Below are 15,562 nucleotides of genomic sequence, written 5' to 3'. Positions count from 1 at the left end.
TCACAGACGCAGGCACTACTGAGTCTGCGACTGCGGAGCCTCTTCGATCACCGCGACCGCACCCGCCATGTCGCCGTCATGGGTCAGCGAGATGTGCACCACTGTTCCTGCCAGGTGCGTACCGATTTCACCGCCCAGTCGAATGGCCGGCCGACCCCAGGCATCCGTGACGACCTCGATGTCGCCGTGCCGGATCAGCGGGAGCAGGGGCGAGCGCGCGAAGCGACTCACCGACCATGCCTTGATCACCGCTTCCTTCGCCGCCCACCGGGCCGCGAGATGCCTCGCCTCGTCCCCGGTGCCCGAGGCGGCATCACGCCGCTCTCCCACCGTGAACCGATCTGCGAATGTGGTGCCGGGCTGTTTCAACTGCTCGGCGAAGCCGGGGATCGACACGAGGTCGATCCCCACTCCGATGACCGTCATCCGCCGTAGGTTCCGTTCGCCGACAGACGAGCCTCCGCGTCGAGCAGCATTGCCGCTTCCTGATCGCCCTCGTAGGAGCTGTCGTCGAACCGGCGGTTCGGGGGCCGCTGGTAGGCGGGCTTGCCGCCGCACATGGCCTCGAGCAGACGCTGCTGGCCCAGCCGCGCACGTTCGGTTGCCGCAGCGCGGTAACGCTCACGCTCAGCCGGATCAAGCGAGGCCACAAAGGCTTCCGGGTGCACCACGGCGATGAGGCCGGACACGTGCCCGAAGCCCAGGCTCGTCAAGAGGCCGGCCTTGAGGGCGAACCTCTCGCCGAATCGCAACGGTTCGGTCGGCCACACCAGATGCTTGTGCTCGGCCATCACCTCGTCGACGCAGTCGAGGCTGCGGTTGGGAGGGATGACGCCGTCGCGCAACACCTGGCACAGACCGATCAGCTGGAAGGCTGCCGCGCCGCCCTTGGAGTGGCCCGTCAGCGACTTCTGCGACACCACGAACAACGGCGCACCGTCGCTACGACCGATCGCCTCGGCAAGCCTCTCATGGAGGTTCGCCTCGTTGGGGTCGTTGGCCTTGGTGGACGTGTCGTGCTTGGACACCAGAGCCACGTCGTCCGGACTGACACCGAGCTGACGGAGCGACCGGGCGATACCTGAATCCTGGTGTCCGCGAGCGGCTCCGAGTGCACCGATGCCGGGGGCCGGGATGGACGTGTGTACGCCGTCACCGAAGCTCTGCGCCCATCCGACCACACCGAGAACCGGCAGACCCATCTCAGCGGCCACGTCACCGCGGGCCAGCAGAATCGTTCCGCCACCCTGCGACTCGACGAATCCGCCGCGACGACGGTCGTTGGCTCGGGAGAACCTGCGGGCATCGATGCCCTTGGCCTCCATCGTGGCCGTCTCGGCGGTGGCCGACATGTCGCCGAACCCGACGATGCCCTCGATACCGAGGTCGTCGAACCCACCGGCGACCGCGAACAACGCCTTGCCCAACTTGATCTTGTCGACACCTTCTTCGACCGACACCGCCGCGGTGGCGCAGGCGGCCACCGGGTGGATCATCGCGCCATAGCTACCGATGTACGACTGGACCACGTGTGCTGCAACAACGTTCGGCAGTGCCTCCTGCAGGATGTCGTTCGCCTTGGCCTCACCGGTGAAGGTGTCGAGGTACAGCGATCGCATCGACGTCATGCCGCCCATGCCGGTGCCCTGGGTGTTGGCAACCAGGCCTGGATGCACCCACCGCATCAATTCCGACGGTTCGAAACCGGAAGCGAGGAAGGCGTCGACAGTGGCGATCAGGTTCCACAGCGCAACCCGATCGATCGACTCGGCCATGTCGGCCGACACACCCCAGCGGGTGGGATCGAACCCGGTCGGGATCTGGCCACCCACGGTGCGGGTGAGCTTGAATCGACGCGGTACGCGGATCTCGGTGCCCGCCTGACGTGTCACCTGCCATTCGCCACTGTCCGGGTCGACCTTGATCTTGGTCTTGTCCGGCGCAGCCGAGAGGAAGGAGCGTGCCTCCCCCTCCGACGCCACCGAGAAGGTCAGATCGTTGTCGAGGTACACCGAGGTCAGCAACGGTGACGAGTTGTCGATCATGTCGCCGTCGTCGGCGTACCGGCGGATGCCGCAGCGTTCGACCACAGCGTCGTGGTAGCGATCAGCGATCTCCGACTCGGCGACCGGGTCGCCCGACTCGGCGTCGTACCAACCGGGCTTCGGTGTGGCCTCCCACGTGATCAGGCCTGTGCTCCACGCCAATTCGAGAACGCCGGCCGCCGACAGTTCGTCTTCGACCTCCATCTCGAACCGGGTCCGTGCACTGCCGTACGGTCCGAGTTCCCCGGCACCCACGATCACGACCAGGTCCTCCGGGCGCGCGTCGATCTTGCCCCATGCAGGGGTGGTCGACTCGGGCGCTCGGGCCGGGGCAGGCAGTGCGGCCAGTGTCGGCTCGTCGGACTCGTCCTCGTCGCTAACTGCGGCCAGCGCATCAGCCTGGGCCTGTGCCAGCGCCTTCATGTCGAGCGTGGCGTCGGCGAGTCCCCCGGTCAGGTCGAGTTGCAACGGTTCGGTCCTGGCCTGGACCCGACTCTCGGGCGTCACCGCCGTGAGCAGCTCGGTGGCCATCTCGTGGGTCGACCAGGTCTTCACACCTGCGGCCTCGACAGCCTCGACGAGTCCATCGTTGTGGCCCATCAGCCCGGTGCCCGTGACCCATCCGATCAGCGCGTGCGCCAAGGTGACCTTGGAGTTCCACGAATCCTCCGCGGCCCAGCGCTTCACCAGTGCGTCGAGCGCGGCCTTGGACTCGCCATAAGCGCCGTCGCCACCGAACATTCCGCGGTTCGGCGAGCCTGGCAGCACCACATGCAGCCGAGCCGCCAGATGATGGTCAGCCGCGATGTCGCCGAGACCGGCGATCAGCCGCTCCACCGACCAGAGCAACACCTTCATCTCCAGTTCGGCGCGGCCGCCCGCGTCGGTGAGGTCGCCGGCGACCCGCGGTGCGGCGAACGGGAACAGCAGAGTCGGCTTGAGCGCCGGCTTGAGCACTCCGGTCTTGCCGCCGAGGTTCTCGGTCTGCTCGCTACCGATCCACTCGACCAGCTCGTCGACGTCGGTGTACGACGACAGGTTCGCCGGGACAACCCAGAGCGCCGCGTCTCCGCGGGCACTGCGACGGTAGAGCGACTTGAAGAACGCCAGCCGGTTGTCGTCGAGGCGCGAGGTCGTCGCGACCACGGTGGCCCCGCCGGCGAGCAGTTGCTCGACCACTGCGGCAGCGATCGACCCCTTGCTGGCTCCGGTCACCACGGCGATGTCGTCGGCGTAGGTCTCAGGTTGCGGATCTTCGGCCGCGTGGGCGATCTGCGCGTAGACCCGGGCGTGCACCTGGTGTCCGTTCGCGAGCGCCTTGCCCTGCCACCAGGTGGCCTGATGGCAGACGGTCTCGCCCGCGCCGACAAACTTGCCGCTGATGTCGTAGAACTCGTTGTCGATGACGTGCTCGTCCTCGAGCCACAGCCGTGCCAGGTCCTCGCGAGCACTGGCCCATCGGTCGTCGATGAGCACCGCGCGGCGCTCGTCGAATGCCGGGGCCACCACACGCAGCCAATCCGAACCCAGTTCGGCGCTGACACGTTCGAGCACCGCGGTGTTGTCCTCGGCAGGTGCCGCGAGCTCGGGCTCGTCCGCCAGACCGAGCTTCTGCAGGATGGTCTGCGCGGCCGAGGCCAGAGCGCCGGTGCGCCCGGTGAACTGCTCGGTGAGCTCTCCGAGAGCTGCAGCGTCGACCATTCCGCCTCCGCCGCCCCCGCCGACGGCAGGCTTGCTCACCGAGATGCCCTTGTTGGAGCCGACTTTCGCGACCGCAGCATCGATCAGGGCGTCGATGCCGTCGGCGTTCGAAGGCGCCTCCGAGACCAGGTCGCCCAAGTCGCCACCGCGGACGCTGACGCCGTCGCGGCTACCGAGAGCGACCGCAACGCTGGTGTGCAGCGCCCAGCCGGGGCCGAGTTGCCACACCGAGGTGACGCGGTCTTCGATGTACGACGCGCGCTTGCCAACCGGTCCGAACACCTTGCGGATCTGGTCGCCGACGGCGTCGGTGAGCACCGAACCGAGCGGCTTGTAGCCGCGGGCCAGTGCGTTCACCGTCGAAGCGAGCGCGGGCATCTCGGCCTCTGCGGCGCCGTCGATGGCACCGAGGCCCAGTTCGCCGCCGATGTCGAGAAGCAACTGGTTGCGTCGAGATGACACACCGTCACACAGTGCCTCGATGGTGTCCGCAGCGCCGATCTGATCGATGCGGATCTTTGTCCACAGCGCGATGACAGCGTCGACCGCGTCGGACGGGCCGAACGAGATGTCCTCGGGACGGGGACCCGAATCCGCGGGGGCCGCGACGGGAGCCGGTGCCGCGACCGCTGTTTCGGCGGCAGGCGCCGCTGCGGCAGCTGATGCCTCGACGGCAGGTGCTTCGTCTTCCTCCACATCCGGTGCGCTGTCCTTCGCCAGGATGACGTCGGAGTCACGCTCGATGTTGAGCACCTGAACGGCGGACTGAAGGTAGTCGTCCAGCTTGAGGGTGTTGCCGGCGAGGCCACTGAGTGTCGGAGCCGACTTCACGCCGACCTCGACGAACCGCTCCACTCCGGCTCCGCCACGCTCGACCGGGGTGAACAGCAGGTCCTGTGTTTCGATCCAGCGCACAGGGCTGGCGAACTGCCACGCGAGCAGCTCGATCAGCAGCACGCGAGTCAGCTCACCGGGCTTGGCACTCCAGGTGTCCCAGTCGGCCAGCACATCGTCGAGCGGTTCGGACGGCACCAGGTCGGCGATCTCCTGGACGAAGTCGCGGCCCAGGTTGAACATGCGTGGGACCAGGTTCGGTACGTATCGGCCCACGAGGATGTCGGGGTCGATGTGCTCGGGAAGCAGGTCCTGCAGACGATGCCGGAAGTCGGGCACACCCGCACGCAACACGGTGGAGTGGAACGGGACGTCGATCCCGGGAACCAGGATGAACGAGCGCTTGCCGCCCGCCTTGGCACGGAGTTCTTCGATCTCCTCCTCCAGCACCTCGAGTCCTCGGACCGTGCCTGCGATCGCGTATTGCGAGCCGAGCAGGTTGAGGTTCACGACCTCCAGGAACTCACCGGCGCGTTCGCCGACCTGCGAGACCCAGTCCATGACATCGGCGTCGGCCAGTCCGAACTGACTCGGCCGGATCGCGGCCATGCGGTAATCGCTGCGGCCCTTCGCATCTCGCGGGACCAGGTGGTGCATGGCCTCGCCACGCTGGAACACGACCTCGAGGACAGCCTCCAACGGCAGCACCCCGGCGCACGCGGCGAGCGCGTTGTACTCGCCCACCGAATGACCACAGGTGATGGCGTTCTCGACGAAACCGCCCGACTCCTTGAGTTCGGCGATCTGCGCGACGCCCAGAGTGGCCATGGCCACCTGTGTGAACTGCGTCAGGAACAGCACCCCGTCAGGGTGGTGGTAGGTGGTGCCGCCTGCCGAGAGTGTGGTCGGGTTGTCGCGGACCACGGCCAGGATCGAGAAGCCGAGAGCATCCCTGGTGTGCTTGTCCGCCCGGTCCCAGACCTTGCGGGCAGCCTTGGAACGCGACCGTGCGTCGAGTCCCATGCCCTTGCTCTGGATGCCCTGCCCGGGGAACGCGTAGACGGTCTTGGCAGGCGCGAGGAGGCCGGTGGCGTTCATCACGAGCAGGTCGCCGACCTTCGCGCTGACCTCGATGACGTCGCGGCCGGCGTCCATACCGACGCGGTCGACGCGGATGGTGACCTCGTCACCGGGGCGAACCATGCCCAGGAAACGAGCGGTCCAGCCGAGCAGTGCGCGAGGCACCGGGATGGGGTTCTTGGCGTCTGTGGCGGTCACGACGTGCTGTGCAGCCGCGGACAGCCACATGCCGTGAGCGATAGGGCTGCCCAGACCGGCCATCTTCGCTGCCGACATGTCGGTGTGAATAGGGTTGTGATCGCCTGAGACGAGGGCGAATCCGTGCATCCGCGACGGGGTTGCGATGGTGACTTCGCGGATCTTCTTGCGGGTCGCCTCGCCTGACTTGGCGCTCAGTGCACCACCGGCCCGGCTCGGATCGGTCAACTCGCCGTCGCCGGTGCGTCCGCGTACGGCGAACCGTTCGGTCATCTCGGCAATCTGGCGGTCGGCGTCGGAGATGGTGACCACCACGGTGACCACACGGCCCAGGTCGGTGTCGACAACACCCGACAGCGCTGCGGTGACCGTCAAATCTGTTGCCACGCGCGGCAGTTCGCCGACGGTGGACGCAACATGATCGAGGTGGACCAGATCGAGCAGGCCTTCGACCACAGGCTCGCCGGACTGGGTCGTCGCTGATCCGATGACACTGAAGACGGCGGGCCAGCACAATCCGACCAGCGTGTCGGGGTTGGCGAACCCGGTGACGCCTTGCGGGACCGAAGCACTCAGATGCTCGGGAAGGGTGTACGCGGTGACCGCGGCGTGGTCGGCGACCAGGTCCGGGTCCCACGTGACGGTGCGTGTGGCGGCGCCATCGGTCACCGACGCCAGGGATCCACCGGCTGCGACCGCCAGGATCTGGCGCATCGCGCCTGCGGCGCCTTCGATGGTGACCTTGGGTGACCCACCGTCGAGGATCGACTCGTCGACGGTCATCGGGATGGCAACGGTGGCCGTGCCGATCGGCACGGTCAGGACGACTCCGTCGGAGGTGCGCTCGAGGACGGCCCCGGTCGGTTCGTGCTCACCACGCTCGGTGGAGGGGAACTCCCACGCATCCCGGTCACCAAGCAAAGCAACAGGATTTGCGACGAGGCGCCCGGACCACTGCACGCTCAGCGACTCGACGACGGTGCCGAGCACGCCTTCCACGTCGACCAGGCCCGCACGAAGTCGCGCGCTGACCGAGAAGGGCTCTACGCCGATGCCGTGGAGATCGGTGACCACCTGGGCTTCGAAGCGGTCGAGCAACTCGCCGACCGGTTCGTCGACGCGGGTGATGCCTGCGACGGCGACAGGTCCCGGGATGATGCACACCTCGTCTGCGCCGTAGCGCGGATCGTGGGCCTGCCACAGGGAGTCGCTGCGCCACCAGCGACGCACGTCTTTGTCGATGACCGGGACGAAGTTGACCGGCTTGCCGGGCGTACGGCACAGGTCGAGGAAGAAGATCAGGTCGGCCGGGTGCAGAACGTCGGTGTCGGCAGCCGGGTACACCGCGACCAGCGCATCGATGGCTGCACCGGCATTGTCGGTGGCCGACGTGTGACCGAACAGCGTCGGGATCTGACCGCGGTCGGCATCGTTGAGACGAGCTTCTGCGCGCTGCAGCATCTCGATGAAGCGCTGACGCCATGTGACGTCGGCCCATGTCGCTGCCCCGGTGGCCTCACCCACGGCGAGCTCGACATAACGCTCGAGCCACTGGCGGTAGGTCATCTGCGCCACATCGCCGAAGTACGGCTTCGCCGTTCCGGTGAGCGCCTCGATGATCTCGTCGCGACGAGCCTGCACGGCCTCTTCGTCACCGGCCACCTCGTCGAGCAGTCGGCCACATCGCGACGCCGCGTTGTCGACCTCGTGGATGTCGGCGCCGAGCTGGCTTCGGCCCGAGGCCATTCCGGCTGTTGCGTAGCCTGCGCCGATCCACTCGTCGCAGCCCGGGGTGTTGACCAGGAGTTCTTTGACCGCCGGCGACGTGGTCGCCTCCTTGGTGGCCATGGCGGCGGTGCCGATCAGGATGCCGTCGAGCGGCATGAGCGGGTAGTCGTGGGCCGCTGACCAGACTCCGGTGAGGTATTCGCTGGCCCGCTCGGCTGTCCCGATTCCGCCGCCGACGCAGATGACCACGTTGGGGCGGGCGCGCAGCTCGGCGTAGGTGGCCAGGAGGAGGTCGTCGAGATCCTCCCAGGAGTGATGGCCTCCTGCGCGGCCCCCCTCGATCTGGACGATCACCGGGTAGTGCGGTACCTCGGCAGCAATGCGGATCACCGAACGGATCTGTCCGATGGTGCCGGGCTTGAACGAGATGAACGGGATCTGCGCGTCGGCGAGTTCGGACACCAGCGCCACGGCCTCGTCGAGCTCCGGGATGCCAGCCGAGACGATGACACCGTCGATCGGCGCGCCGTTTGCACGTGCCTTCTGCACGAGGCGTTTGCCGCCGATCTGCAGCTTCCACAGGTAGGGGTCGAGGAAGAGGGTGTTGAACTGCGCCTGACGGCCCGGCTCGAGGAGTTCGGTCAGCTTGGCGACGTTGTCGGCGAAGATGCCCTCGGTCACCTGCCCGCCACCGGCCAGCTCGGCCCAGTGTCCGGCATTGGCGGCCGCGGCCACGATCGCGGGGTCGACCGTTGTCGGCGTCATTCCGGCGAGGAGCATCGGCGATCGCCCGGTGAGACGGGTGAACGCGGTCTCCACCACGTGGCGACCGTTGGGAAGCTGAACGATCTTGGGGCTGTAAGTACTCCACGGGCGCTGGACATCGGGGATGCCTCCGGGCGCGAACAGGTTGCGCTGCCCACCGCGTTGGCTCACCGAGATCAGGCCGACGCCCTGCCCGCGGACCACGGGAACGCTCAGCCGGGTGGCGACGTCGCCGGGGCCCAGGTCGAGGATCCACTTGGCGCCGGCACTGACGACGTCGTCGAGGGCGTCGACCCAGTCGACCTTGTCGACCAGTACTGCCGCGGCGAGTCGTCGTGCGGCCACGGGGTCGATGCCGCACACGGCAGCCCAGTCGGCGACGAGATCACAGGCGGCCTCGAGCGCCGGATGGTGGAAGGCGATCGACACCGACAGCGGATCGAAGACCGGCGCGAAGGCGGTGCCGCCGGTCGTCTTCTTCTTGCGTTCGGCGGCTTCTGCGGCGGCGAGCGTCTCGCACTGGCTGACGAATGCCGACAGGTGGCGCGGAGCTCCTGAGAGGACCACGGAGCGTCGTCCGTTGACGATCGAGAGCACAGGCGCCGATTCACGGTCCGATTCGCGCAGCGTCAACGCGTAGTCGTCGACGAGTGTCTGGATGCGGGCCGGATCGACCTGCGCGACCGACAGCATCGGGCTCCCGGCAGCGTCGGAGGTGAGGCCTCGTCGACGGGCGATGAAAGCACCCGCCGCGCCGATGAGATGCGCTACGGCCAGTAGTGCGCCGTCGCCCAGACCGCCGTCCTCGGCTGCGGCCTTGATCGCCTCGGTGCCCAGCACGCCTTGCGAGTGTCCGATCGCCGCAACAGGGGCCAGCTCGCCGAGATCGAGTCCCTGCTTGCGAGTGGCACTGATGGCCGCCAGCTGAGCAAGCAGGATGCCCGGCACCGACACCGGCGCCGCGGCGAGAGCATGGTCGGCAGGTACCGATTCTTCGGCGTTGTGTGCGTGCACCCAACTGAGTGGATGGAAGCCGTCGGGCCGGACCGCGGCGAGGCGGTCGGCGACCGGCTCGATGAGCCGCTCGGCGGCATCGACGATGTTCGCGATGCTGCGGTCGAGGTCTGCGTCGATGACCAGTTCGGCAAGAATCGGCAGCCAGGGTCCACCTTGTCCCCCGAAGCTGACCGCGTACGGCTCACCTTCTCGCAGTCGGTCGATCAGGATTCCGTCGGGGCGTGCGGCCCACGCTGAGTTTTCTTCGGATCCGGTGCGGAACTGGTGAATCGTCACGAGGCTCCCTCATGTAGCTGTGGTGTTCGTCGGTCGGCGGGCGTGACACCGCGGTAGGTCTTCGTCGGCCACTCGATGTCTGTGGCGGCGCGTGGACGTCTGGAGTCCACCCGTTGGCGGTCGCGGTGATCCGATTCTCGAATCACGCTGCGACGCACTCCTTTTCATCCCTGGACGCACGGCGTCGATGCCGCGGTCTCCTGATGCGCACGATGACCATGTTTGCACACGAAAATGAGGTTTTCCTCATGTTTCAATGTGACCCGTGGGTATACCGGCGAGTAACCCCCGAGGCCGCCACATCGCCGCTTCCGCCCTTTGTGCCGACCTGCCGCCAAACACCTGCTCAGACGCCCCGAACGAGCGCTCACCCGGGCGCTGAGCAGCCAATTCAAGTCGTTATTGAATTGTTACAATCGAATTGGCCGACTCTTGCGCGCCCACTAGGCTTGGCGCATGAACGAGTGCATCTTCTGCGCCATCGTCGCCAGGACGTCCCCGGCCCACGTCGTCTACGAGGACTCCGAGATCTTGGGGTTCCTCGACATCCGCCCGGTCCGGCCCGGCCACACTCTGCTGGTGCCCAAGCGCCACGCCGCCGACCTCTCGGAACTCGAACCCGAACAGGGCGCCAGACTGTTCCGGGCCGGCCAGCTCGTGGCAGCCGCTCAGCGAGCATCCGCGATTGCCGCCGACGGCGTGAACTTGCTGGTCAACGATGGTCGCGCCGCATTCCAGACCGTGTTCCATTCACATCTGCATGTGGTCCCGAGGCATTACGGCGACAAGTTGACCCTGGCAAAAGGCCTCCTGACCAGGCGGGACAACGATCTTCCCGGGACTGCGGCCATCTTGCGCGCACAGCTGAAAGACCGCGCCGCCGATGAGTGACCTCCACCTGGACAGCGATCTGGTGGCGTTGGTGCGAGGCGCCGAATGGGTGACCGTGTGCTCCGGCGCGGGGATGTCCGCAGAGAGTGATGTGCCGACGTTCCGCGACGTCGAAACGGGCCTGTGGGAGCGTTTCGACCCGACTACGCTGGCAACCCCGGAAGCGTGGTCGGACGACCCAGCTCTCGTGTGGGCTTGGTACCAATGGCGTGCTCATCTCGTGCGGCGTGCGTTTCCCAACCCCGGGCATCATGCGGTGGCCGAGTGGGCACGGCGCAGAACGGTGATGGTGGTCACCCAGAACGTCGACGACCTACACGAACGGGCCGGCAGCGAAGTGACCGCCCATCTGCATGGCAGCCTCTTCGAACCCCGGTGCTCGCATTGTGGACTGCCCTACGCCGGTACCGACGCCGATCCTGACACCGCCACCGAGTCCCTTCGGGTGGAGCCGCCCATCTGCCCCAATTGCCTCTCCCCTGTCCGACCCGGAGTGGTCTGGTTCGGCGAGTCGCTGCCCCAGGACGCGTGGGAGCGTGCCGCAGACGCGAGTGCCGGTTGCGATCTCCTCATCGTGGTGGGCACGTCGAACATGGTGTATCCGGCAGCATCACTCCCCGAACGCGCACTGGCCGCGGGAATACCGGTGATCGAGATCAACCCTGAGCCAACGCCGTTGAGCCGCAACGTCACCCATTTCCTTCAGACCACCGCGGCGGTCGGGCTGCCCGCGCTACTGAACGTGATCGCAGACGACGCCTAGTCCGCGCCGGACAAGGTCACCGGCGTCCAGGGCTCAGCAGACTCCTGGCCCGCCAAGTCCGGACCGACCGAGTTCGGCTGCACCCCTCGCCGTTCGAGTTCGTCCCACAGACCGTCGAGGGCATGTATCGGGTCGAGCAGGTACTCCGACTCGCGAACCCTCCAGAAACGCCATCCGCACCGGCGGAGCTCCCGTTCACGTTCCATGTCTGCGCGGGCCTGCTCCGGGGTGCTGGTGAACTCGTCGCCGTCGCACTCCACGGCCAGCCGTGCTTCGCTACCGGTGACCACCAGATCGATCGTCCGGTTGTTCACCACCACCTTGGGGTTCACGTAGTACCCGCGATCCACCAGTTCGACAAAGATCTGCTGCTCGAACAGCGAATCGAACGGTTCGGTACGAGAGGTGGTGCTGACGTTGGCCGGGACCGGATCCACCAGCGCGCCTTCGGTTTTCTGCATGTAGGTCAGCAGCGAGTACCGGAGATCGTTGGTCTTGAGGTCATCGGGTTGCACAGAATGCACAAGCCAGAGTTGCTCCATGGCCCGTGACGCCGCGACGTTGATGCGTCGCTGGGATTCGCTGCGCGTCAACGCGTTCACGTTGGTGTCGGGACAGACCACCATCGACAAGAAGATGACGTGCCGTTCGTCTCCCTGGAAGTCCGGGGGTGTTCCGACGCGCAGATTGCGGTCACGCCAGACCTGCGGATCCAGCGCCTCACGGAGGGCCTGCGAGATCAGCTCCACCTGACGTTGGCCCTGCAGCACCACCACCCCGAATGACATCCCGTCGTACCGCGGGTCCTCGATGCATCCGGCCAGCAGTCCCACCAATGCACCGGCCTCGTCGGCATTGACCAGCGACGAGTTCGATCCTGCACTGCGTGCGCCTTCGACGAAGTGGGTACGCAACGGCGCCAGACGGTCCGCACCGAATTGACGTACCGGGATCAGTGGCGAATCGGGGTAGAACTGCCGGCTGGAGAACTCGATGATCTCGGGCATCGACCGGAAGTGCTCGCGAAGCCGGACCACATGTCCGAATCGCGTCCGGAGCATCGAGAACAGACTCGACCGCGGCGTGAGACTGTCCCGCATGTACTGCGGGATGTCCGGCAGGTAGGTGTCGAGTTTGGTGAACACCTCGTCCATCCCGGAACCACCGAAACCTCCGGGTGCACATTGGCGATCGTCGCCCACCACGATCACCCGCGGCGCCAGCCACAGCAGGAACAGACTCGAAATGTCCGCCTGGCTCGCTTCGTCCACGATGACCACGTCGAACGAATTCTGCGCCGGCGCAACGGAACTGAGGACCTGAGAAATCGGCATGATCCACGCCGGGACTGCGGTCTGTGCCTGCGCCATGGCAGATCGGGCCGCGAGCCTGAACCGCTCGGCGTGCTTGCCCGAACCCTTGCCGATGTTCGTGATGTGATCGCGGTAGGACTGCAGTGCCTGCACCTGACTCACCGTCATGTGCTCGAGACATTCACGCCAGGCACAGGCGGCGGCGAGCCGGGCGGTGAAGTGGGTGATGTCTGCCTCGACCTCGTCGAGGTCTGCTTCGAGCCGCGTCTCCCGTTGGGGGTCGCTGCGGTCCTGCGCCCACTGATAGGCCCGGCGCCACGACCACGCGGCGTCCAGCTCGGCCAGTCGCTCGTCCCAGACCGGGTCGTCTGCTGTTTCCTCGAGAAGCTTCACCAGAGCGGGCGCCTTCTGCTTGAGCCGTAGCTCCAGCAGATCCAGCGCGCCCTGGCTTTCCCGCTCGGCACTCGCGGTGTGCCAGGCGCGACGGGTTTCCAGGATGGCGTCGGGGTCGGCGGCACGCACCGCAGCCAGAAGCGCATCGCCTTCAGGCGAGGGGCCCTTCTCGATCTCGGTGGAGAGCGCGCGGGCGATGTCGTCGAGTTCGCGACGGGCCAACGTGCCGTCGTTGGCGGCGGCGATGGCACCGGCCTGCCGGGCGACCTCTTCGACCTCGTCGATGCTCTTCGGTCGCGGACCCCCGGGACTGATCGCGTTGAGTTCCCGAACCAATTGGTCGCGACCGGTGAGCAATTCGGACACCCAGGCGAGCTGACCGTCGAGCTGTACCAGTCGGCCGAGCTGTACCGACCGGGTACCGGTGGTGTCCATGGGTACGTTCACCTCGGCCAGGATCGCCTGTACGCGTGCGACGGCGTCCAGTACACCGAGGTGGTCGGCGACCAGGCGCATCGACGCGGCGTCGGTAGGAGGCCGGCCGTCCACCAGATACTGTCCCGGCAGCTCTTCGACCGCTTTCTGCTCGGGCGCCTTCCGGAAGCGACCGCGCCACTGACCGCCCGCATCGAGGTAGTCGGCAGCTTTCTCGAACACCGACGAGTCACCGGTGTTCGCGCCGGTCGCTTCGACCGTGTGGGTGCCGATCCTCTTGTCGCGTTCGGTCGCGTCGTCGATCACCTCGGACAGCGCCGTCACCCTGTTCCACAGGTACGACGCCTCGCCAGAGAGCAGCCGTTGCGCCATCTGCTGCAGATGCGGCGGGAAGGTGCGCACCTCACGGACGGCAGCACCGAGCCGGTCGCATCGAGTCTTCACCCGGAGCAGGCGGGCGCTGTCGACGTCGGCGAGAATCGCCAGAAGCGAACCGCTGCCGACCATTTCCTCCGACGGACGGTCACGGACGCGCGTGCAGATCCGTTCGAGCTCGACGGTGTCGGGCAGCACGTCATCTAGGTCGGGCAGATGCTGAGCCAGTCGGTCAGACCAGTTCTTGCCACGCTTGCGGAGGAGGTCCAGGAGCCGTTCGAACTCGTTCGGTTCCAGCGGCGAGATGGCGCTGTGCAATGGCCCGGGAAGCCAATCGTATTCCGCGGCAACGTCATTGCACTGACGGACGATCTCGGCCGCCGTCCCGCTGTACCCAGCGGCAACCCACTCGTGCTTCTCTGTCTCCGACTCGCGCAGTTGCCAGATCTCGCGAAGGATCTGCTCCCGCTTGGCCCGCGCCTGATCCCGTTTGGACCGCACGTTCTTGATCTCGCTCGTGGCGACCCGGGACTGGAAACTGCCCTTGCGGTTCGCGATCGCTTCCACGCTGTCGATGAGCGACTGCGAACCGTCCTTGGTCACGTCGGTGATCGATACCGCGAGTTCCTGCAATTCGGCGGGCAATTTGTCCCGCAAGACATGCAGCGCCTGAGCCTTCTCCGAGACCACCAACACGCGCTGACCTTTGGCCAGCAGTGCAGACATCAGGTTGGCGATCGTGTGAGTCTTGCCGGTGCCGGGTGGGCCCTCGACCACAACACCACTGTCGAGTCCCAGCTGAGCCAGGATGTCTCGTTGCTCGACATTCGACGGCAACGGGTACAGAGCGTCCTCGACCAGTTCCTCCGCCGACATCGCGCCGCTCTCGTGCAATCGCAGCACACGCTCGGAGGCTTCGACAGGCTCGACCAGTTGCGCCAGGCCGATCGGGATGTCGTTCTTTTCGTCGCGAACGGCGGCCATCATGGCCTCGTAGTAGTCGAGAAGCGGTGCTGACCCACGACGGCGCAGCACCAGGGCGGGCGCGAGGTCGACCGAGACCGACGCCGGGTCGCCGACCACCGCGCGACGCCATTTGCTGAAGAACTTTTCGATGGAATCGGCGACCGGGGACCGCGTGGTCGCGAGTTGCTCGGCCAGGTCGGCCGAACCAGCCAGGTCAAAACCGTCGACACCGGTGAGAAGGTGTCCTGCGTGCAACTCGGGTTGCGATTCGCCCGCGAGTGTCACCCGGATGATGCCCGCGGCGTGATCGTGTTCGGCGACGACCGCCTGAGTGACAAGGTGCTCGCGGATCGATACCGGTGATTGCACGGTGAGCAGTCCGGACGCGATGACCAGTTCGAGCGACTCGGGGCGTTCAGCGAGTTCGTCGATGGCCTGGGCCAGCGCGTCGTATCCGCTGCTCTGCAAGGTGTTGTCGCGAGCGATCTCCACGATCACCTGGCCGACTGCGGCGTCACGGATGATCGGGATGTTGTGATCGTCTCCGAGCCAGACCGTCGCAGCGTGGTCCGACACATCACGGATGACCGTGGATTTGGCGCGAATCAGCTCGTGCAGGAACTGCAGCAGGCGCAGCACTCGCGCACGCCGCTCGTCGCCGGGCACCGATTCGGTCATCACGTCCTCGAGTTCAGCCTCAGGTTGACACTCTTGTTCACGTGAACGCTACCCGTTGCGGTCACGAGCTTCACAATTTGAGCATCGTTTGCCCCAGACAGATC

General features: G+C 66.5%; 5 protein-coding genes. 2 read left to right on the top strand and 3 right to left on the bottom strand.

What is annotated here, in order from left to right; all coding sequences use genetic code 11:
* Positions 1–15 precede the first annotated feature (15 nt).
* Together acpS and ACVWY6_RS19115 are read right to left on the bottom strand one after the other, a co-directional pair.
* On the bottom strand, positions 16–426 hold the full coding sequence (gene acpS / locus ACVWY6_RS19120) for a holo-ACP synthase AcpS (RefSeq protein WP_062797664.1): 411 nt from the start codon (positions 424–426) through the stop codon (positions 16–18).
* Complete coding sequence (locus ACVWY6_RS19115; RefSeq protein WP_457540269.1) at positions 423–9,644, bottom strand: fatty acid synthase subunit beta domain-containing protein; 9,222 nt, start codon at positions 9,642–9,644, stop codon at positions 423–425. Before ACVWY6_RS19115 ends, acpS begins: the two co-directional genes overlap by 4 nt.
* A gap of 456 nt (positions 9,645–10,100) precedes the next feature.
* Between ACVWY6_RS19115 and ACVWY6_RS19110 the strand changes: the two genes are divergently transcribed.
* The gene (locus tag ACVWY6_RS19110) at positions 10,101–10,535 is read left to right on the top strand and encodes an HIT family protein (RefSeq protein ID WP_457540268.1); all 435 of its coding nucleotides are present in this window, start codon (positions 10,101–10,103) and stop codon (positions 10,533–10,535) included.
* The gene (locus ACVWY6_RS19105) at positions 10,528–11,298 is read left to right on the top strand and encodes an SIR2 family NAD-dependent protein deacylase (protein ID WP_457540266.1); all 771 of its coding nucleotides are present in this window, start codon (positions 10,528–10,530) and stop codon (positions 11,296–11,298) included. Before ACVWY6_RS19110 ends, ACVWY6_RS19105 begins: the two co-directional genes overlap by 8 nt.
* Here the strand turns inward: ACVWY6_RS19105 and ACVWY6_RS19100 are convergent.
* Complete coding sequence (locus tag ACVWY6_RS19100; RefSeq protein WP_457540264.1) at positions 11,295–15,458, bottom strand: AAA domain-containing protein; 4,164 nt, start codon at positions 15,456–15,458, stop codon at positions 11,295–11,297. The genes ACVWY6_RS19105 and ACVWY6_RS19100 overlap by 4 nt on opposite strands.
* Positions 15,459–15,562 lie beyond the last annotated feature (104 nt).

The sequence above is a fragment of the Williamsia sp. R60 genome (assembly GCF_054063855.1).
Note: the sequence above shows the minus strand (reverse complement) of the source record. Positions and strands in the feature narration are given on the sequence as shown.

Excerpts from the sequence above, each read along its gene's own strand:
- acpS (WP_062797664.1), bottom strand. The coding sequence starts at position 426 with ATGACGGTCATCGGAGTGGGGATCGACCTCGTGTCGATCCCCGGCTTC.
- ACVWY6_RS19100 (WP_457540264.1), bottom strand. The coding sequence starts at position 15,458 with ATGACCGAATCGGTGCCCGGCGACGAGCGGCGTGCGCGAGTGCTGCGC.
- ACVWY6_RS19110 (WP_457540268.1), top strand. The coding sequence starts at position 10,101 with ATGAACGAGTGCATCTTCTGCGCCATCGTCGCCAGGACGTCCCCGGCC.
- ACVWY6_RS19105 (WP_457540266.1), top strand. The coding sequence starts at position 10,528 with ATGAGTGACCTCCACCTGGACAGCGATCTGGTGGCGTTGGTGCGAGGC.